The organism is Microbacterium kunmingense, assembly GCF_023155745.1.
In the GTDB taxonomy this organism is placed as follows: domain Bacteria; phylum Actinomycetota; class Actinomycetes; order Actinomycetales; family Microbacteriaceae; genus Microbacterium; species Microbacterium kunmingense.
Genome location: NZ_JAKNUS010000008.1, coordinates 44,689 through 63,323, shown reverse-complemented (window position 1 = coordinate 63,323; position 18,635 = coordinate 44,689). Strand labels below are relative to the sequence as shown.

Annotated in this window: 21 protein-coding genes; 9 read left to right on the top strand and 12 right to left on the bottom strand. The window is 69.8% G+C overall.

The genetic code is table 11. The features are described 5' to 3' along the window. Positions 1-59: 59 nt before the first annotated feature. A complete protein-coding gene (locus MA875_RS12415) occupies positions 60-425 on the bottom strand; it encodes a VOC family protein (protein ID WP_282448998.1) in 366 nt (121 codons plus the stop codon). A 200-nt stretch (positions 426-625) separates the two neighbouring features. On the opposite strand from MA875_RS12415, the gene MA875_RS12410 reads away from it, so the two are divergent. After that, on the top strand, positions 626-4,180 hold the full coding sequence (locus MA875_RS12410) for a TM0106 family RecB-like putative nuclease (RefSeq protein WP_248242564.1): 3,555 nt from the start codon (positions 626-628) through the stop codon (positions 4,178-4,180). A gap of 41 nt (positions 4,181-4,221) precedes the next feature. Next, positions 4,222-4,542, top strand: a complete 321-nt coding sequence (locus MA875_RS12405) for a DUF3467 domain-containing protein (RefSeq protein ID WP_248242563.1) — start codon at positions 4,222-4,224, stop codon at positions 4,540-4,542. 186 nt (positions 4,543-4,728) lie between these two features. On the opposite strand, the gene upp is transcribed toward MA875_RS12405, so the two are convergent. Beyond that, positions 4,729-5,361, bottom strand: coding sequence for a uracil phosphoribosyltransferase (gene upp / locus MA875_RS12400; RefSeq protein WP_248242562.1), 633 nt, complete (start codon positions 5,359-5,361; stop codon positions 4,729-4,731). Between the two features lie 78 nt (positions 5,362-5,439). Between upp and MA875_RS12395 the strand changes: the two genes are divergently transcribed. After that, on the top strand, positions 5,440-5,871 hold the full coding sequence (locus MA875_RS12395) for a nucleoside deaminase (protein ID WP_248242671.1): 432 nt from the start codon (positions 5,440-5,442) through the stop codon (positions 5,869-5,871). 34 nt (positions 5,872-5,905) lie between these two features. Here MA875_RS12395 and MA875_RS12390 read toward each other — a convergent pair whose 3' ends face one another. Beyond that, positions 5,906-6,832, bottom strand: a complete 927-nt coding sequence (locus MA875_RS12390; protein ID WP_248242561.1) for an LLM class F420-dependent oxidoreductase — start codon at positions 6,830-6,832, stop codon at positions 5,906-5,908. Positions 6,833-6,853: 21 nt separating this feature from the next. Then, positions 6,854-7,978, bottom strand: coding sequence for an alpha/beta hydrolase (locus tag MA875_RS12385; RefSeq protein ID WP_248242560.1), 1,125 nt, complete (start codon positions 7,976-7,978; stop codon positions 6,854-6,856). 95 nt (positions 7,979-8,073) lie between these two features. Between MA875_RS12385 and proC the strand changes: the two genes are divergently transcribed. Then, positions 8,074-8,916 (top strand): pyrroline-5-carboxylate reductase, encoded by an 843-nt coding sequence (gene proC / locus MA875_RS12380; RefSeq protein WP_248242559.1) that lies wholly within the window; start codon positions 8,074-8,076, stop codon positions 8,914-8,916. A gap of 12 nt (positions 8,917-8,928) precedes the next feature. Here proC and MA875_RS12375 read toward each other — a convergent pair whose 3' ends face one another. From MA875_RS12375 to MA875_RS12365, 3 genes are read right to left on the bottom strand one after another with little or no spacing between them, the layout of a single operon-like run. Next, entirely contained in the window at positions 8,929-9,417 is a 489-nt protein-coding gene (locus MA875_RS12375) for a nuclear transport factor 2 family protein (RefSeq protein WP_308221528.1), read from the bottom strand. Positions 9,418-9,466: 49 nt separating this feature from the next. Continuing rightward, positions 9,467-10,138, bottom strand: a complete 672-nt coding sequence (locus tag MA875_RS12370; RefSeq protein WP_124294084.1) for a potassium channel family protein — start codon at positions 10,136-10,138, stop codon at positions 9,467-9,469. Further along, a complete protein-coding gene (locus MA875_RS12365) occupies positions 10,131-11,567 on the bottom strand; it encodes a TrkH family potassium uptake protein (RefSeq protein ID WP_248242558.1) in 1,437 nt (478 codons plus the stop codon). The genes MA875_RS12370 and MA875_RS12365 overlap by 8 nt, the downstream gene beginning before the upstream one ends. A gap of 69 nt (positions 11,568-11,636) precedes the next feature. Here MA875_RS12365 and MA875_RS12360 point away from each other — a divergent pair, with 69 nt between their 5' ends. The 5 genes from MA875_RS12360 to MA875_RS12340 all read left to right on the top strand — a co-directional run bounded on the left by MA875_RS12360 (position 11,637) and on the right by MA875_RS12340 (position 13,263). Beyond that, on the top strand, positions 11,637-12,050 hold the full coding sequence (locus MA875_RS12360; protein ID WP_248242557.1) for an ArsR/SmtB family transcription factor: 414 nt from the start codon (positions 11,637-11,639) through the stop codon (positions 12,048-12,050). Positions 12,051-12,186: 136 nt separating this feature from the next. Beyond that, on the top strand, positions 12,187-12,378 hold the full coding sequence (locus tag MA875_RS12355) for a helix-turn-helix domain-containing protein (RefSeq protein ID WP_124294081.1): 192 nt from the start codon (positions 12,187-12,189) through the stop codon (positions 12,376-12,378). Positions 12,379-12,461: 83 nt separating this feature from the next. Further along, a complete protein-coding gene (locus MA875_RS12350; protein ID WP_003792170.1) occupies positions 12,462-12,560 on the top strand; it encodes a 30S ribosomal protein bS22 in 99 nt (32 codons plus the stop codon). A 98-nt stretch (positions 12,561-12,658) separates the two neighbouring features. After that, positions 12,659-12,952: a rhodanese-like domain-containing protein gene (locus tag MA875_RS12345; RefSeq protein ID WP_248242556.1), complete on the top strand. Its 294-nt coding sequence runs from the start codon at positions 12,659-12,661 to the stop codon at positions 12,950-12,952. Between the two features lie 53 nt (positions 12,953-13,005). Further along, positions 13,006-13,263 (top strand): glutaredoxin family protein, encoded by a 258-nt coding sequence (locus MA875_RS12340; protein ID WP_248242555.1) that lies wholly within the window; start codon positions 13,006-13,008, stop codon positions 13,261-13,263. Positions 13,264-13,266: 3 nt separating this feature from the next. On the opposite strand, the gene MA875_RS12335 is transcribed toward MA875_RS12340, so the two are convergent. The 5 genes from MA875_RS12335 to MA875_RS12315 all read right to left on the bottom strand — a co-directional run bounded on the left by MA875_RS12335 (position 13,267) and on the right by MA875_RS12315 (position 18,588). After that, a complete protein-coding gene (locus MA875_RS12335) occupies positions 13,267-14,448 on the bottom strand; it encodes a mechanosensitive ion channel family protein (RefSeq protein ID WP_248242554.1) in 1,182 nt (393 codons plus the stop codon). A gap of 102 nt (positions 14,449-14,550) precedes the next feature. Further along, on the bottom strand, positions 14,551-15,669 hold the full coding sequence (locus tag MA875_RS12330; RefSeq protein WP_248242553.1) for an ABC transporter ATP-binding protein: 1,119 nt from the start codon (positions 15,667-15,669) through the stop codon (positions 14,551-14,553). Then, positions 15,666-16,505 (bottom strand): ABC transporter permease, encoded by an 840-nt coding sequence (locus MA875_RS12325; RefSeq protein ID WP_248242552.1) that lies wholly within the window; start codon positions 16,503-16,505, stop codon positions 15,666-15,668. Before MA875_RS12325 ends, MA875_RS12330 begins: the two co-directional genes overlap by 4 nt. Beyond that, a complete protein-coding gene (locus tag MA875_RS12320; RefSeq protein WP_372492575.1) occupies positions 16,502-17,443 on the bottom strand; it encodes an ABC transporter permease in 942 nt (313 codons plus the stop codon). Before MA875_RS12320 ends, MA875_RS12325 begins: the two co-directional genes overlap by 4 nt. After that, entirely contained in the window at positions 17,440-18,588 is a 1,149-nt protein-coding gene (locus tag MA875_RS12315; RefSeq protein ID WP_248242551.1) for an ABC transporter substrate-binding protein, read from the bottom strand. Before MA875_RS12315 ends, MA875_RS12320 begins: the two co-directional genes overlap by 4 nt. Positions 18,589-18,635 lie beyond the last annotated feature (47 nt).

Below are 18,635 nucleotides of genomic sequence, written 5' to 3'. Positions count from 1 at the left end.
TCCGCAGGCATGCCGTGGCGTCAACAGGCGGACACGACAACGGAGCACTTCGGTTGTCATCACGCGCCCACAGGGCGAAGCCACCACTCCGGACGCCGAGCGGGGGAGCGGTGACCGGTGTACCAGCGGGCGGCGGGGCGCTCCTGGATCACCCATGCGTTCCCGGCCGGGTCTGAGAAGAAGACGAAGACGTTCCAGTCTCCGCCGCGACCCTCACGGAACTCGCCGTCTTCGAACCGCATGACGGCGCTCACGTCCACGCCCCGCTCCGTCAGTTCAGCGCGCGCGGTGTCCACATCATCGACGACGAGTTGCAGCCCGTCTATGCGTGTGCTTCCTGTTCTGAGGTGGATGCTGCTTGCCGAGCCCCGCGGCGTGAGCTGCACGACGCGGCCGGTCGCGCCGATCTCGAGATCGAGATCCACGTGGAACCCGCCTCGTAGAAGATCTTGGCTTCGTCGATGTCGTCGACGCAGACAGGAATGACTTCGAGGCTCCACTGCACACCCGCACCTTATCCGCGCACCGCGGTTCGCCGGAGATGCTCGCGACCCCCGATCGACGTCGGCGGCCCCGGTTAGGGTCGTGGGGACGGTTCTCCGGATGAGCCGGCGGGAAGGGCAGAGTGCGGTACATCGAAGACGAAGGCCGGATCGTCTGGAGCGCGAGCGACCTGAAGGCGGCCGCCGAATGCGAGTTCGCGTGGCTGCGCGCGATCGATGCCAAGCTCGGTCGCGTCGACCCGGTCGAGGAGCCGGATGACCCGACACTGCGTCGCGCGGGCGAGCTTGGCGGCGAGCACGAGCGCCGCGTTCTGGCCCGCTACCGCGAGCAGTTCGGCGACGGGGTCGTCGAGATCCCCGAAACCCGTTCCTCCGACGCCGACGCGCTCGCCGCGGCGGTGCGGCTCACCGACGCGGCCCTGAACTCCGACGCCGACGTCATCTACCAGGCCACCTTCGCCACCCACGACTTCGTCGGATTCGCCGACTTCCTCGTCCGCGACGAGTTCGGCGCGTGGCTCGTGCAAGACACCAAGCTCGCCCGTCACGCCCGGGTCACCGCGCTCATGCAGCTCGCCGCCTATGTCGTCCAGCTCGATCGGCTGGGCATCCCACGGTCCGATCGCGTCGAACTCCTTCTCGGCGACGGCACCACCAGCAGCCACGAGGTCGACGACCTCCTCCCCGTTTTCCAGCTGCGCCGCGACCGCCTGCAGGCCCTCATCGCCGACCGTCGCCTCGACCTCGGCCCGACCGGCGACCCCATCGGGTGGGGTGACCCGCGCGGCGATCTGGGCGTCGTCGCCTGCGGCCGCTGCGCGACGTGCGACCTCGAGGTCGCGGCATCCGGTGACCTCCTCCTCGTCGCGGGCATGCGGCCGGTGCAGCGCGAACGACTCCGCGCCGCAGGCGTGGAGACGATCGACGATCTGGCGGGCCTCGAGACCGCGCCGGCGGGAATGAATCCCGACACCATCGCGCTGCTGCGCACTCAGGCGCGGCTGCAGCTGAGCTCGCCCGGCGACATCCCGAAGTACGAGGTCGTGCAGCCGCAGGCGCTCGGCGCCCTTCCGCGCCCGAGCCAGGGCGACATCTTCTTCGACTTCGAAGGCGACCCGCTCTACACCGAGGGGGAGGGCACCACCTGGGGAATCGACTACCTCTTCGGCTGGGTCGACATGGGCGAGCAGTACTCGGCGCTGTGGGCGCACTCCTTCGCCGAGGAGAAGGAGGCGCTCGAGCGGTTCCTCGACATGGTGGCCCTCCGGCGCAGGACCCATCCCGACCTGCACATCTACCACTACGCGCCCTACGAACCCACGCACCTCCTGGCGATGGCGGCGCGCTACGGCGTGCGCGAGTCCGACGTCGATCAGCTCCTGCGCGACGGGGTCTTCGTCGACCTCTACCCGATCGTGCGTCGGGCTCTTCGCGTCGGCTCGCGCTCGTACTCCATCAAGAAGCTCGAGCCGCTCTACATGGGCGACGAGGTGCGCACGAGCGACGTCCAGAAGGGCGACGACTCGATCGTCAAATACGTGCAGGCCCGGGCGCTGCAACAGGATGGACCGGATGCCGCGGCCGAAGCCGCCCGCATCCTCGACGACCTGGCCGATTACAACCGCTACGACTGCGTCTCGACCCTGCGCCTTCGTGACTGGCTCGTCGACCGCGCGCGCGAGGCGCAGCTGCGCCCCACCCCGAACCCCGATCCCGACGAGCACGCCTACACCCCGTCCGAGCGCGCCGATCGACTGAATGCCCTCGCCGCCCAGCGCGACGCCGGATCGGCGGAGTCGCGGGCGCTCCGGCTCGGCGCGGCTGCGATCGACTACTACCCGCGCGAGGCCAAGTCGTTCTGGGCCACCCACTTCCTGCGCCTGCGCGAGCCGGCGTCGGTGTGGGAGGAGACAAGAGATGTGGTCATGCTCGACTCCTCGCGCTGCCGCGTCGTCGACGACTGGTATCAGGAGGAAGGAAAGCGCACCCTCCGCCGCCGCCTCGAACTGCGCGGCGAGCTCGCGCCCGGCACCCGCATCAGCGAGGGCAGCGAACCGTTCGCGCTCTACGAGCTGCCGGTGTCGTTCCCCTTCGCCGACAAACCGCGCTGGATCCACGCCGACCACCGGGTCGCCGTCATCGAGGCCCTCGACGACGGCGCGATCGTGGAGGAATTCGCCATCGACGGCGAGACCTGGACCGAGCTCCCCGTCGCGCTGACTCCACCTGCACCTCCCCGCGCGCTGAATCAGCAGACCGCGATCGACGCCTGGGCCGATGCCGTCGCCGCCGCTGCGCCGAAGCTGCCGTACGACCCGGCTACCGACATCCTGCTCCGCCGTCCGCCGCGCACCCGCACCGGCGCACTCCCGCCGCAGACCGGCGACGACATCGGCGACATCACCGCCGCTCTTCTCGACCTCGACCGCAGCTACCTCGCCGTGCAGGGGCCGCCCGGAACGGGAAAGACCTTCGTCGGCTCGCATGTCACCGCCCGCCTCGTCGCCGAGCACGGCTACAAGGTCGGCGTCGTGGCCCAGTCGCACGCGGTCGTCGAGCATATGCTCGACCGGATCGTCGCGGCGGGCGTGCCCCCGCAGCAGGTGGGCAAGGCGCTGAAGAAGCCGGATGACGCGGAGCGGGTGCGCTTCACGCCGATCCCCAAGAACGGGGTCGCGGCCTTCACGGCCGAGCACGCGGCATCCGGATTCGTCGTCGGCGGCACGGCGTGGGACTTCGCTCATGAGGGTCGCATCCCGCGGGGGAGTCTCGACCTCCTCGTCATCGACGAGGCCGGGCAGTTCTCCCTCGCCTCGACGATCGCGGTCTCGCTCGCGTCGTCGCGCCTGCTCCTTCTCGGCGACCCGCAGCAGCTGCCGCAGGTGAGCCAGGGCACCCACCCCGAGCCGGTCGACACCTCGGCGCTCGGGTGGGTCATGGACGGGGCCGACGTCATCCCGCCGGACTATGGGTTCTTCCTCGCCCAGTCGTGGCGCATGCATCCCGCCGTGGCCCGCGCCGTCTCCGACCTGTCCTACCGGGGCGAGCTCGCCGCCCAGCCGGCGACCGCGATGCGCGTGCTCGAGGGGGTGATCCCGGGCCTTCATCCGCTACCGCTGCGCCACCGCGGCAACGCCACCCGGTCGCCGGAAGAGGCGGCGGTCGTCGTCGAGCTCGTCCGCGACCTCGTCGGGCGGGAGTGGACCGGGATCGACATCGACGACACCGGCGGTGCGGCCGTGACGCCCCCACGAGCCGTCGTGGAGAAGGACATCATCGTCGTCACCCCGTACAACGCCCAGCAGGTGCTGGTGGAAGAGGCGCTCGCCGCCGCGGGGTTCCACGGCGTCCCGGTCGGGACGGTCGACAAGTTCCAGGGGCAGGAGGCGGCGGTCGCGATCGTGTCCCTCGCGGCATCCTCCGGGCGTGACGCGCCCCGGGGCCTGGAGTTCCTCCTCCTTCGCAACCGCCTGAACGTCGCCATCTCGCGGGCGATGCACACCGCGTATCTGGTCTACTCGCCGGGTCTCCTCGACGACCTGCCGCGCACTCCGGAGGGCGTCGCGCGCCTCAGCGGTTTCGCGCGGCTGGTCGGCGCGCACACCGCCGATCCCGGTCCGACGCGCGCCGCGGGCGCGGAGCGCAACCCCGTTCAGCCGGCGATGGCCGCCCAATAGACTCGCCAGACGCCCCACCCCCGGCGAGGAGGAACTGCCGCATGTCCGACCAGGTGCCCCGTCAATTCGAGATCGACCTGCCGCCCGACCTCATCGGCGGAAACTACGCCGACTTCGCCAACGTCTGGCACAGCTCGACGGTTTTCGTCATGGACTTCCTGACCCTTGCCCAGCCGCCCCACGACGAAACCGATCCCGAAACCGGCGAGCGTCGCACGATCGTGCCCGCGCGCGTGGTCAGCCGAATCCGCATCCCCCCCGAGCAGGTGTTCGAGCTCGCCAAAGCCCTCACGCAGCAGCTCGAATTCTGGGAGCAGGAGACCGGCCGTAAGCCTCCGACCGAGCCCGTGATCCCCGACTGAATCCGCTGCGGCGGTTAGCCCCTTCGGGGGGCGGATGTCAACCCCCTGAGAAGCGGGATCAGCCTCGTCATACCCTTGAATTCGCGCCGCAAGGCGCAGGCGCGGTATCCGTTCGGCGAGGGGCGGATGCCGCGCCACACTCGTCTCACGGCCCGGAAAACCGCGGTTTCCCGCTGATGGAGTGGGTCAGACGGTGCCGTACAGGCGGTCGCCGGCGTCACCGAGACCGGGGACGATGTACCCCTTCTCGTTGAGCCGCTCATCGAGCGCGCCGAGCACGAGCGTGACGTCCTTGTCGCCGACCTGACGCTCGATCGCCGCGACCCCTTCGGGAGCGCCGAGGAGGCAGATCGCCGTGACGTCCTGCGCCCCTCTCTTGAAGAGGAACTCGACGGCCGCGCCCAGCGACCCGCCTGTCGCGAGCATGGGGTCAAGGACGAAGCACTGCCGATCGGAGAGGTCATCGGGGAGGCGCTCTGCGTAGGTGGTGGGCTCGAGCGTCTCCTCGTTGCGCACCATCCCGAGGAATCCCACCTCGGCGGTCGGAAGAAGCTTGACCATGCCCTCCAGCATCCCGAGTCCGGCGCGGAGGATCGGCACGACGATCGGGCGCGGCTCGCTGATCTTGACGCCCATCGTCAACGACACCGGCGTCTGGATCTCGATCGGGTCGACCTTCACCGACCGCGTCGCCTCGTAGGCGAGGAGCGTGACGAGCTCCTCCGTCAGCTGACGGAACACCGGCGACGACGTCGTGTGGTCACGCAGCACCGTGAGCTTGTGGGTGATGAGCGGGTGGTCGGCGACGTGGAGGCGCATGGGTCCCAGGGTACCCGCGGCGAGCGCATCGATCCGTACGCTGGGAGCGTGCAGCCCGACCCCGCCGACGATGCCGCGATGACGCGCGCGCTCGTGCTGGCCGCCCATGCGGCGGCCCAGGGCGAGGTGCCGGTGGGAGCGGTGGTGACGGATGCCGCAGGGAACGTCATCGGTGAGGGAAAAAACCTGCGCGAGACCACCGCGGACCCCACCGCCCACGCCGAGGTGATCGCGCTGCGCGCGGCCGCGGCATCCCTCGGCTCCTGGAATCTGACCGGGTGCACGCTCGTGGTCACTCTCGAGCCGTGCGTGATGTGCGCGGGGTCGGCGTTGCAGTCGCACGTGAGCCGGGTGGTGTTCGGCGCGTGGGACGAGAAGGCCGGCGCTGCCGGGTCGGTGCACGACGTGCTGCGCGATCGTCGCCTGCCGGTGCGCGCCGAGGTGGTCGGGGGTATCCGAGCCGATGAGGCTGCCGAGTTGCTGCAGAAGTTCTTCGCCGCGAAGCGCTAACGGGACTGCTCGTCGCCGAATGTCGGGGCGACGCTCAGTGGGGGAGCGCCGGGAGCACCGCCTCGCCGACGTAGTCGACATGGGCGACGTCCTCGTTGTCGAGGAACTGGAAGTACACCCGCTCGATGCCGAACGAACGCCAGCGCTCGACGCGCTCGGCGATCTCCTCGGGTCCGCCGACGAGGTTGACCCCGTCGCGCACCTCGTCGAGTGTCTTGCCCAGGCGTCCCGCGCGCCGTGTGAGTCCGGCGTCGTCCGGCCCGGCGATGACCGACATCGCCACCGACAGACGCACCGTGGCAGGGTCACGACCCACCCGGTCGCAGGCGGCGTGGAGGTTGTCCAGGCGCTCGGAGATCTGCGCGTCGGTGGGGAACCCGAGGTTGTACTCGCGGGCGAATCGGGCGACGAGCTCGGGAGTGCGGCGTCGACCGGCGCCACCGATGATGACGGGCACGGGCGTCTGCACGGGCTTGGGCAGAGCCGGAGCATCCGTCAGTCGGTAGTTCGCACCCGCGAAGCTGTATGTCGCGCCGACCGGTGTCTCCCAGAGGCCGGTGATGATCTCCAGCTGCTCCTCGAGCAGATCGAACCGGCGCGGCGGGAACGGGATGCCGTACGCCTCGTGCTCCCGCTCGAACCATCCGGCGCCGAGGCCGAGCTCGACCCGTCCGCCCGACATCGCGTCGACCTGAGCGACCTGGATCGCAAGGATGCCGGGGTGGCGGAACGTCACGGGGGAGACCAGGGTGCCCAGACGCACCCGGCTCGTCTCGCGGGCGAGACCGGCCAGCGTGGTCCACGCGTCGGTGGGGCCGGGAAGTCCGTCACCACGCCCGTTCAGGTAGTGGTCGGAGCGGAAGAATCCGTGGAAGCCGTGGCGCTCCGCAGCCTGGGCGAAGGCGAGCTGATCGTCGTAGCTCGCGCCCAGCTGCGGCTCGGTGAAGACGCAGTACTCCATCGCGTGGGTTGACGCGCCGTGTCAGTCCGCCGAGCGGATGACGATCGCCTCGGTGGGCGGTGCGTCGGGGCGATCGCCGGTGTAGCCGATGGTGAGGAGCAGGGCCCGGCGGAACTCATCAGGGCGCTCCAGATGCGGGGCGTGACCGGTGCCCTCGAGCTCGACCTCGGTGACATCGCCGCCGCGTGACTGATACGTCTTCAGCACGTCGCGGGTCTGCGAGATCATCTCCTGCGCGGGAGCGACGTCGGCGCCCGGCCAGCCGGGGACGATGCCGAGGGCGCCGAGGTGGTTGAAGTCGTAGAACGAGCCGTCCGCGACGATGGCGTCGACGCTGCCGTGGATCCACAAGATCGGCGGCTTGTCGTCGAGATCGACGATCCCCGAGACGTCGAAGTACCTCGGCGCCATGGTGTTGAGCACGCCGAGATGCCCCGCGCCGAACCCCGGCCAGTTCTTGCTCGGCACCGAGTTGCCGGGGTAATTGCCCTCGGCGGTCGAGGTCGTGAGCATCGATTCGACGAAGACGTCTTCGTGGGGCGTGGTGAATCCGGGTGCGACGTAGGCGGCCCGGAAGACGTTGCGAGGTGAGGTCTGGGCCTCGTCGCCGGTGTCGTGCGCGATGAGGCGCTCGACGAAGTCGGGGTTCGCCCCGCCGCCTCCGCAGCCGGCGTCGTCGTCGGTGAGCCGCGAACCGTCGCGTCGCGTGCCTCCAAAGCCGTAGGGCGATACGGGGGCCTGCAGGGTGAGGCTGAGCACCGGGTGATCGAGGGCGTACTGCATGACCACGCCGCCGCCCATCGACCAGCCGACGAAGTGCGCCGTCGGAATGCCGAGGGCCTGGAGGGCAGCGAAGATGTCGTCGCTGAAGTCTCGGACACCCCGCGTCGCGTCGACCGGGGTGTGCTCGCTGCCGCCGAAGCCACGGAGGTCGATGGCGATCACCCGGAGGTCGCTCGGCAGGTCGAGCATGGTGGACTGCCAGAACAGCGCCGACGAGACGTTGCCGTGCACGAGCACGACGGTCTTCTGCGGCACCGTTTCGGGATCGTCGCCGCGGCGCTCGAGGATGTTGACCGCCACGTCGGGCGTGTCGATGATGCGTGACGTGATGCCGTCGAAGAGCGAACTCGGGGGCGTGATCATGGCGGTCTCCTTCTCGCCCGGGGCGTCCGCGCCCCGCCGTTTCGACTATAGCCCGGGGCCCTCGGCGCGTCGGGGTGGGTTCGTAGGATGGCGGGATGACCGACGCGTTCACCCTCCCGTCCATCGCCGTCCTCGGAGCAGGGTCGATGGGAGGAGCCGTCCTCCGCGGCGTCGCCGCGTCCGCCCTCGCCACCGCAGGGCTCGTCGCGACGAATCGCTCCCGTGCGAAGGCCGACGAACTGGCATCCGTCCCCTCGGTGACGAGTCTCGCCGTCGAGGACGAGTCCGACGCGAACGTGCGGGCGGCGGCGAAGGCCGACATCGTGCTGGTGGGGGTCAAGCCCGCGATGGTGCCCGATCTTCTCCGCGAGATCAGCCCGCACTTGCGTCCCGGCACGATCGTCGTGAGCCTCGCCGCCGGGGTCACCATCGCGACATTCGAGGAAATTCTGGGAGCGGATGTCGCGGTGTTCCGCTCCATGCCCAATACGCCCGCGCTCGTGGGGAAGGCCGTCACGGGAATCTCGGCCGGGAGCCGCGCGAGCGAGGCCGACGCGGTGCTCGTGCGGCGTCTCTTCGAGACCGTGGGCACGGTGATCGAGCTGCCCGAGACGCAGATCGACGCCCTGTCGACGATCTCGGGTTCGGGGCCGGCGTACGTCTTCCTCCTCATCGAGGACCTCACGCGCGCAGCGGTCGGCAAGGGGTTCGGTGAAGCGGACGCCCGTGTGATGGTGGAGCAGACCTTCGCCGGCGCGACGGCACTGCTCACGGCGACGGGGGAGGAGCCGGCCGAGCTGCGACGCCGCGTGACGAGCCCGAAGGGAACGACCGAGCGCGCCGTCGCCGTGCTGCAGGAGGCGCGGCTGGACGAGGTGTTCGCACGGGCGACCGATGCGGCGCTCGCGCGCGCGAAGGAGCTCGCCGCGGGGGCGTGACGCACCCGGGTGTCAGCTGGTCTTCGACCGGTCCATCCACCACTCCACGAACGACCGGGCCCGGCCGTCCTCGGCGAGGTCGATCACCCACAGGTTGCTGTAGCTCCGGCCGCCGGTGTAGGCCGTCTCGGCCTGCACGAACGCCCGGTCGCCGTCGACTCCTGCGACATCCCAGGTGAAGGTGAAGGAGTCGGGCTCGTCCTGTCGGCGCAGCCACTCGGCGACGATCGCGTCATGCCCGGTGAACGGGGTCGTCCACGGTTCGAAGCGCACCTCGGCATCCTCGGTGAAGAGTGACCGGATGTCGTCGGGTTCGTTCGAGCGCCACGCGACGAGGTAGGCGTCGATGAAGCGGCGCGCCGCGGCCTCCGTCTGCTGTCTGTCGGTCGTGCGGGCATTCTGGGCCCGCCCTGCGACACGAGTCGACCGGGTTGACGGGGCCGGCGTGTGCGTAACTCCTGCAAAACCTGCGCCGGGGGGTTGTCGCAACCGGTTCCACACCGGTTCCGGCCGATTCTTGAGGAGTTGTGCAGGAGTTAGGAACGGGCGGTCAGCGGTCGAGCGCCGCGAACCGCTCGATGTCGGAGTTCGTCCCCGAGACGATGATGAGGTCGTGGTTGGTGACCACGGTGTTCGCCTCGGCGTAGCGGAACGGCTTGCCGGGGCTCTTCACACCGACGACGGTGACGTTGTACTTGGTGCGGACGCCGGATTCGTTCAGGCCCACGCCCCGGATGAACTTCGGCGGGTACATCTTGGCCAGCACGAAGTCGTCGTCGAAGCGGATGAAGTCGAGCATGCGGCCGCTGACGAGGTGCGCGACGCGCTCGCCGGCCTCGCGCTCGGGGTAGATGACGTGGTTCGCGCCGACGCGGGCGAGGATCTTGCCGTGCGACTGCGACACCGCCTTCGCCCAGATCTGCGGCACCTTCAGGTCGACCAGGTTGGCGGTGATGAGGACGGATGCCTCGATGAGAGACCCGACCGCGACGACGGCGACCTGGAAGTCCTGCGCGCCGATCTGCTTCAGGGCATCGATGTTGCGCGCGTCGGCCTGAACGGTGTGGGTGACCCGGTCGGACCACTTCTGCACGAGCTCGAGGCTCTCGTCGATGGCGAGGACCTCGCGTTCGAGCCGGTCGAGCTCGCCGGCGCAGGCGGCGCCGAAACGCCCGAGGCCGATGACGAGGACGGGCGCGTCCCCTCTGATGCGATCACCCAACGATCGGCCTTTCCACGGGCAGCGAGTACAGCTGCGAACGGGATGACGCGGCCACGGCCGCGGCGAGAGTCACTGTACCAATGCGGCCCATGAAGATCGTGACCGCCTGCACGTAGACGGCGGCGTCGGGAAGTTCTGCGGTGAGGCCGGTCGACAGACCCACAGTGCCGAACGCCGAGATGACGTCGAAGAGCACCTCGTCGACCGGAGCCTTGGTGATCTGGGCGATCGTGATCGTCGACAGCGCGACGATCGTCGCACCCCAGGCGACGACCGACAGGGCAACGCGCTGCACGTCGCTGGGGATGCGTTTACCGAAGACCTCGACCGACTGGCGGCCCTTCGCCTCCGACCACACCGCGAGCGCGAGGACGGCGAGGGTGGTGACCTTGATTCCACCGGCCGTGGAGGCCGAACCGCCGCCGACGAACATGAGCATCGACCCCACCAGCAGCGACGAGCCGTTGAGCTCGCCGATGTCGACGACGGAGAATCCGCCGGAGCGGGTCATCGCCGAGAGGAAAAACGCCTGGAAGGTGGTGTCCCACGCCTCCATCGAGCCGAACGTGCCGGGATTGTCGTACTCGAGCGTGAGGAAGGCTGCGGCGCCGGCGACGAACAGGACTCCCGTCGTGATCAGCGTGAGCTTGGTGTGCAGCGACCAGGCCTTGACATGCCACACGTTCTTCCACAGGGCGTAGATCACCGGGAAACCGATGCTGCCGAGGAACACCGCGATCATCAGGATCGTCAGGAGCACATAGTCGTCGGCGAAGGGCTGGAGTCCGCCGGGGTTCGGGGTGAACCCGGTGTTCGTGAAGGCCATCGCGGCGTAGAAGGGCGCCTCCCACAGCGCCTCGAGCGGGCCGATCCCGGCGAAGACCAGCGCGGGCCACAGCGCGATCGCGACAGCCGCTTCGATCACGAGGGTCGACAGGGCGACCGTGCGCAACAGCTGGCCGACCTCTCCGAGGCGCACCGCCTGGCCCTCGTTCACGGGACCCCCGTGGCTGCGCAGCGGGTTCGAGTCGCTCGCGGCGATGAGCTTGGCGCGCAGCCCCAGCCGCTTGGAGATGATCAGGCCGAGGATCGAGGCGAGCGTCAGCACGCCCATGCCGCCGATGTTGACGCCGATGAAGATGATGACGAGGCCGAGCGGCGTGAATGTGGTCGCGACGTCGACGGTCGCGAGCCCCGTCACGCAGATGGTGGACACCGCCATGAAGAGGGCGTCGGCGAGGGGCAGGGGCTCTCCGACGGTCGCTGCGGGCAGGGACAGCAGCGCCGTGAAGACGAGGATCAGCGAGACGAACACCAGAACGGCGAAGCGTGCCGGGGAGGAGGTGGTGAGGTTGCGGAGCGCGTCCCAGGCGCGTTCGCCGACAGCGAGCAGTCGGCGCCGCGCCGCACGTGCTTGGCCCGTCGGCATGCGCCGCCCCTTTCGCCGAGAAAACCTGAGTCATGGTACTCCGCTGCTGGGCGGCACTAACCTAAAGCCATGGCGGACATCTTCGACGTGATCGCAGACGGGACGCGACGCGACATCCTCAGGCTCCTGCTCGATCGCTCCACCGCCGGTGAGAACGGCACGAGCGTGTCGCAGATCGTCAGCGCCCTCGGAGTCAGCCAGCCGACGGTCTCCAAGCACCTGAAGGTGCTGCGCGAAGCGCACCTCGTCTCGGTGCGCGAGGTCGGTCAGCACCGCTACTACAGCCTGCTCGCCGCACCCCTGGACGAGGTCGATGACTGGCTCGTCCCCTTCCTCGACACCGCGGATCTCGAGGCTGCCGACAACGCCGCGCTGATCTCGCTGCCCGAGCCGGCGGCGCATGCCGCGGAGCTCGTCGGCCGCGCCGCTGCATCCGCTCAGCACGCTGTCGCGAACGCGCTGAAGAAGCTGCCCGGGCGCTGAGGAGGCGGGGTTCGGCGGCCGTCGAGGAGACCCGCCGGATCTCATGAGTCACACGGGTTTACACGCGTCGCGGCGACCCCATAAAGTAGGCCCAGCAGAACTGCAGAAAAAGAGCCGAGCGCCGGAAGGGGGCACCGTGGCTGATTTGCCGGATGTCCGCTTCCTCACCGTCGCCGAGGTGGCCGAGCTCATGCGGGTGTCGAAGATGACGGTCTACCGTCTCGTCCACGCCGGAGAGCTGCCCGCGGTCCGCTTCGGACGCAGCTACCGGGTGCCCGAATCGGCGGTCACCGAGGCTCTGCAGCGGCCTATCGCCGACGTCGGCTAGACTGACCCGAGGCATTTTCCGCTTTTGCCCGTTCCCGATCGTGCATGCCCGTGCGATCAGACCCCGACATAGTGAGGTTTTCCGTGGGTTCAGTCATCAAGAAGCGCCGCAAGCGCATGGCGAAGAAGAAGCACCGCAAGCTGCTTCGCAAGACTCGCCACCAGCGCCGCAACAAGAAGTAAGCGGCACCGACACCGAGCGCCTGTCCGATGGACGGGCGCTTCGTGTTCGTGGCGCCGTGCGCCCGGCATCCATCCGGTATCCGACGTTCGGAGGAATCATGAAGACGATCACCGTTCACGAACTGCAGCAGAACCCCGACGTCCCTCTCGTCGACGTGCGGGAGGAGCACGAGTTCGTCGAGGGACGTGTGCCCGGTGCGATCAACCTGCCGATGTCGACGCTTGGTGAGCGGATCGACGAGCTGCCCGAGGGACCGTTCCGTGTCGTCTGCGCGCTCGGCGGTCGTTCGGCTCGCGTGGTCGAGGCGCTCGAGGCGCGCGGGTACGACGCCACCAACGTCGAGGGCGGCACGACGGCGTGGGCCGAGGCGGGTTTCCCGCTCGAGCGGTGACGACGCCCCTCCCGACCGCCCCGACCGCGCCGCACCGCCGTAAAATAGCGGATGTGACCACCCTCACCGTCATCGGCAAGCCCGACTGCCACCTGTGCGACGTGGCGCAGGGCGTCGTCGAGGCCGTGGTCGCCGACTTCCCCGAAGACGAGGTCGTCGTCGAGCACCGCTCGATCGTGGATGACCCTGCCCTCCACGCCGAATGGTGGGAGAAGATCCCCGTCGTCCTCATCGACGGGCGGCTCCACACCTACTGGCGTGTCTCGGCCGATCGCCTGAGCACGGCGCTTCGCGAAGCCAAGCAGTCCTGACGCTCAGCTCCGCCGCTCGCCGCCGTCCCCGCCACCCACGACGGGGATCGCCTGCGTGAAAGCACTCGCGCGCTCGACGGCGTCGGCGCTGCCGGTGAAGAGCCCGCCGGTGTCGGGGCGCGGCTCGTCGGCCTCGGCGGTCTCGCCTTCGCCGCCGCCCGTCTCGGTCAGGAGCACGCGCTGGGTCGGGAGCGCGGCGGGCATCGTCCGCTGCATCCACGTCACCATCGCCTCGCGCACGGCGCAGCGCAGGTCGAACAGCGTCGGTGCATCCACCGCCGAGACGAGAATCCGCACCCGGACGTACCCGGCGACGGCGTCGGTGACCTGCAGCACGGCGGTGCGTCCGTCCCACAGGTCGCTGTCGGCGACCACCCGCGCGAGCTGATCGCGCATCTTCGACGGCGAGACCCGCCAGTCGACGTCGAGCTCGACGGCACCGAGGAGCGCGCTGCCCTGCCGGGTCCAGTTCTCGAACGGCGTCGTGGTGAAGTAGGTGCACGGGAGCACCAGCCGGCGCTCATCCCAGAGGTCGAGCACCACGTAGCTGAGCGTGATCTCGCCCACCCGCCCCCACTCGCCCTCGACGACCACGACGTCGTCGACGCGGAGCGCCTCGCTGAAGACCAGCTGGATTCCGGCGAACATGTTCGCCAGCACCGACTGGGCGGCAAGGCCGGCGATCACCGAGGCGATACCGGCCGAGGCGAGGACGCTCGCTCCGACGGCCCGCACCTCGGGGAAGGTCAGGAGGATCGCCCCGGCGGCGAGCACGACGATGATCGCGATCGCGAGGCGTCGCAGGATCAGCGTCTGGGTGCGTATCCGCCGCGCGACCCGGTTGTCGGGCACGTCGATGCGGTACCTGCCGAGTGCAAGATCGGAGAGGAACAGCACCATCGCCCCGACGAGCCACGCCCCGACGATGATCGTCACGATCGTCATCGCCTGGTTCAGCCCCGGCTTCCACGACGGGTCGGGGAAGGTGACGGCGATCGCGATCCACAATCCGATCACGAGCACGAACGCGCGGAACGGTCGGCGGGCGCGGGTGATGAGGGATGCCGGCCACTGGCGCTTCCGCACGAACAGGCGCATCACGCCGGTGACGATGAGGGCGAGAGCGACGGCTCCGACGACGGCGATGGCGAGTGCGATGGCGAAGTTCAGCCAGTCCTGCCACATGGGATCCTCCGTTCGGGGGTCGGCGGAACGACCACCTTAGGCGACCCGCCGATGCGACCCTCTCACCGAGTGACCAGCCTTCGGCGGATCGCGCGCGGGGAGTCAGATTCGCGCCCGCACCACCACCGGCTCGGGCGCGAGCGCGATGCGCACCCGATCGCCGAACTCGACCCGCTCCGCCACGGGGTGCTGCACCTGCACGAGCGACCCGTCGGCGGTCTGGACGAGGGTGCGCCGAGAGCTCCCGAGGAAGGTGCTCTCCTGCACCACCGCGTCGACCCCCGCCTCCTCCACCCCGGCGAGCCGGACGTTCTCCGGCCGCAGGAACACCTCGACCTCACCCGCCGCGGGCGCGGCGCCGTCGGTGGCGCGCAGCGGCAGCGGCAGGCCCCACACCTCCACCGTCTCGCCGCGGAGCGTGCCGGGCACGACGCTGGAGACCCCGACGAAGGCCGCGACGTACGGCGTCGCCGGCCGAAGGTAGAGATTTTCGGGGGTGCCGATCTGCTCGATACGTCCGGCGTTCATCACGGCGATGCGGTCGGAGACGGCCAGGGCCTCCTCCTGATCGTGGGTGACGAAGACCGTGGTGATGCCCAGACGCAGCTGGATGCGGCGGATCTCATCGCGCAGCTGCACCCGCACCTTGGCGTCGAGGGCTGAGAGGGGTTCATCCAGGAGCAGCACCCGCGGTTCGGTGACGAGGGCACGCGCGAGCGCCACCCGCTGCTGCTGGCCACCCGAGAGCTGATGGGGGTAGCGGTCGGCCAGGTGCCCGAGCCCGACGAGGACGAGCGCGTCGGCGGCGCGGGCGGCGGCATCCCTCTTCCCCACTCCCCGCCGGCGCAACCCGAAGGCGGTGTTGTCCCGCGCCCGCAGGTGCGGGAAGAGCGAGTACGACTGGAACACCATGCCGATGTCGCGCTTGTTGGTCGGAACGGATGACACGTCGTTTCCGCCGAGCAGGATCTGCCCCTCGGTCGCCCGCTCGAGCCCCGCGAGGACGCGGAGCGCCGTGGTCTTGCCGCACCCCGAGGGGCCGAGCAGCGAGACGAACTCGCCCGGGGCGATGTCGAGGTCGACGCCGCGCAGCACGCGCGTCGCGCCGTAGTCCTTCACCACGGTGCGCAGCTCGACGCGGGTACCCGAACCCGCCTCGGCGAGGAGGGTGTTGTCGGCGGTGGCGGGCAGGGTGCGGGGGCTGGTGTCGGAGGTCGTCACGAGCGGCTCCTTCGAAGGGTGCGGCGGGGCGAAGCGGTGCGGGGCGAGACGGAGCCGCCGACCCGCCCGGCGCGCCCGATGATGAGCAGCAGCACGAACGCGAAGGCGAGCGCGAGCAGGGTGAAGATGGCCGCAGCGTAGGCATCCTGTCGGTTGATGACGACGAGCCCCGTCTGCAGCACCTGGCGGTTCAACAGCGACGCGATGGTGAATTCGCCGAGGACCACCGCGACCGAGATGAGGGAGGCCGCGAGCAGGCCCTGACGGAGGTTCGGCGCGATGACGCGCGCGAGCACGGTGAACCACCCGGCGCCGAGCGTTCGCGCTGCCTCGGCCAGGATCTTCACGTCGACCGCGTCGATGGAGGCCTGGATCGAGCGGTAGGTGAAGGGCAGGACGAGGATCCCGTACGCGAACGCCAGGGTCCAGGCGCCGGTGCCGAGGGTGCGTCCGATCTGGAGGTAGATCGGGGCGAGGCCCACGACCAGCACGATCGCGGGGATCGTGATGGGGAGGAGGGCGAGGAATTCGAACCCGCGCCGGAGCTTCGGGAACTTCAGCGCCACGAGCACCATCGTGGGGGTGAAGAGGAACAGCACGATGAGCACCGTCACCCCGGCGAGGATCAGCGAGTTGCCGAGCCCCGTCCAGATCGGCGCGTACCGTGACGCGTTCGCCGGGTCGAACACCGACAGCCAGCGCTCGAACGTCGGGGCGCTGCCGTCGGGCGAGGAGAGGGTGAACAGGAACGTCGCGACGAAAGGGACGGCGAAGACGAGCCCGACGACGACGCCGATGAGCCACCGGACTGCCGGCGGCGGGGCGATGCCGCTCATGCCTGCCACCTCGCCGTGCGCCGCTGGATGAGGGAGTAGAGCCACATCACGACGGCGACGACGACGATCATGCCGAGTGCGAGGGCACCGGCGAGGTTCTCGCGACCGAGGACCGTTTCGCTGGTGAGTGCGGCGCGGATCTGCAGCGGCACGATCTGCGACCCCTGGCTCGCCAGCGCGGCGGCTGTCGCATAGGACGAGAACGCGTTGGCGAACAGCAGCAGCAGGCTCGCGAGGAATGACGGGGCGAGCACGGGGAATCCGACGTGCCGCCAGAACTCGCTCCGCGTACCGCCGAGGGTGAGGTGGGCCTCGAACCACTGCGGGCGGAGGGCCGCCAGGGCGGGCATGAAGGTGATGACCATGAGTGGGATCTGGAAGACGAGATAGGCGGGGATGAGACCGGGGAGGGCGTAGATCCACGCGCCGCCGGCGAAGATGTCGATGCCGAGCGCAGCGCGGAGGAAGCGCGTGACGATGCCCTGGGTGCCGATCGTCGCGATCATCGCGAAGGCGAGCATCACGCCGCCGAACTGGGCCAGGACGCCGGATGCCGCGTCGACCGTCGTGCGGACGACGCCGGCGTCGGGAAGGCCCAGCATCGCGTAGCAGACCGCTGCTCCCACGACAGCGCCCACGACGGCGGTGAGAAGGGAGACCCAGGTCGAGTTGACGAACGTGTTGATGATCACCGGGTCGCCGAGCGCGGCGATGTTCGCCAGGGTGAACGCACCGTCTCCGTCGAAGAGCCCTGAGGCGATCGCGAGCACCGTCGGGAGGGCGAGGAAGAGCAGGACGTAGACGGCGAACGGGGTGAGGCCGAGCCATGACCAGTCGCCGGACGCGCGGCGCTGCCGTGCCGGAGCCTGGAGCTCCGGCACGGCAGCGACCGTCTCGTGGTCGGTGGTCGGCCCGGCGTGAGCGGGGGCTGCGGTCACCGGACCGCCGCTGCCCACTCCTGGCCGAGGAGCTCGCCGGCCGCGGCGCTCTGCTCCTCGGTCGGCACGACGGTGTCCTCCGGAGCCTCGGGCAGGGCCGCCGCGAGTTCCTCGTCGATCGTGCCGGCTTCGATCATCGCGTCCATGCGCACCGGGCGGGCGCCGCCCTTCAGCCACAGGTTCTGCACCTCGTCGCTGTAGAGGAACTCCTGCCACAGGCGCGCCGCGGCCGGGTTGGGGGCATCCTTGTTGATCGCCTGGTTGTAGTACCCGGCGTACCCGGTGCCGGGGAAGACCACGACCTCCCAGTCGGGGTTGTCGGCAGCGTGCGCGGCGTTGAGGTAGTCCCAGTCGAACACCACCGGGGTCTCGCCGCTCGCGACCGTCGCCGAGGTGACGTCGAGCTTCAGCAGATTTCCGGCGGCGTTGAGCTCGGAGAAGAAGTCGATTCCGGGCTGGAAGTCGTCGAGGTCGCCGCCGGTCTGCACGGTCGCCAGGCCCACCGCTGCGAACGCGGCACCGGCCTGGGTCGGATCGCCGTTCAGGGCCACCGCACCGCGGTAGTCACCACCGAGCAGGTCGTCGATGCTCTCGGGGGCCGGGAAGCGCGACGAGTCGTAGCCGACCGACATGTAGCCGCCGTAGTCGCCGACGAACAGGCCCTCGGGGTGCTTCAGCGCGTCGGGGATGTCGTCCCAGGTCTGCACCTGGTACGGGGCGAAGTAGTCGGTGCTCTGCAGGGCGACGGTGAGGCCGAGGTCGAACACGTCGGGGGCGGTGTCCAGGCCCTGGTTGGTCTCGGCGGCCTGGATCTCCTCGGCGCTCGAGGCGTCGGGCGACTGCTCGTTGACGGTGATCTCGGGGTAGCGCTCCGTGAAGAGGTCGATGATCTCGCCGTAGTTCGCCCAGTCGCGGGGGAGGGCGATGACGTTCAGCTGGCCTTCGGCCTTCGCGGCCTCTTCGAGGTCTTCGAAGGTGCCGAAGTCGGCCAGGCTCGTCGCGGTGGCGGCGTCGACGCCGAAGTCGGAGGAGGCGTCGCCGGAGCCGGCGGCGGCGCCGCCGCAACCGGCGAGCGTGACGGCCGCGGCGGTGGCCATGGCGAAGACGGCGAGCGCGCGGGTCGCCGGGCGAGGGATGCGTGACATGGGGTTGTTCCTCTCGGGTGAGCACACCGCGGTGCCGCGCAGCAGCG

Bases quoted from the DNA above. Each gene is read 5' to 3' on its own strand.
- proC (WP_248242559.1), top strand. From the start codon at position 8,074: ATGACCGACGCGTTCACCCTCCCGTCCATCGCCGTCCTCGGAGCAGGG.
- MA875_RS12390 (WP_248242561.1), bottom strand. From the start codon at position 6,832: ATGGAGTACTGCGTCTTCACCGAGCCGCAGCTGGGCGCGAGCTACGAC.
- MA875_RS12385 (WP_248242560.1), bottom strand. From the start codon at position 7,978: ATGATCACGCCCCCGAGTTCGCTCTTCGACGGCATCACGTCACGCATC.
- upp (WP_248242562.1), bottom strand. From the start codon at position 5,361: ATGCGCCTCCACGTCGCCGACCACCCGCTCATCACCCACAAGCTCACG.
- MA875_RS12360 (WP_248242557.1), top strand. From the start codon at position 11,637: ATGGCGGACATCTTCGACGTGATCGCAGACGGGACGCGACGCGACATC.
- MA875_RS12315 (WP_248242551.1), bottom strand. From the start codon at position 18,588: ATGTCACGCATCCCTCGCCCGGCGACCCGCGCGCTCGCCGTCTTCGCC.
- MA875_RS12365 (WP_248242558.1), bottom strand. From the start codon at position 11,567: ATGCCGACGGGCCAAGCACGTGCGGCGCGGCGCCGACTGCTCGCTGTC.
- MA875_RS12325 (WP_248242552.1), bottom strand. From the start codon at position 16,505: ATGAGCGGCATCGCCCCGCCGCCGGCAGTCCGGTGGCTCATCGGCGTC.
- MA875_RS12335 (WP_248242554.1), bottom strand. From the start codon at position 14,448: ATGTGGCAGGACTGGCTGAACTTCGCCATCGCACTCGCCATCGCCGTC.
- MA875_RS12395 (WP_248242671.1), top strand. From the start codon at position 5,440: ATGACGCGCGCGCTCGTGCTGGCCGCCCATGCGGCGGCCCAGGGCGAG.
- MA875_RS12405 (WP_248242563.1), top strand. From the start codon at position 4,222: ATGTCCGACCAGGTGCCCCGTCAATTCGAGATCGACCTGCCGCCCGAC.
- MA875_RS12345 (WP_248242556.1), top strand. From the start codon at position 12,659: ATGAAGACGATCACCGTTCACGAACTGCAGCAGAACCCCGACGTCCCT.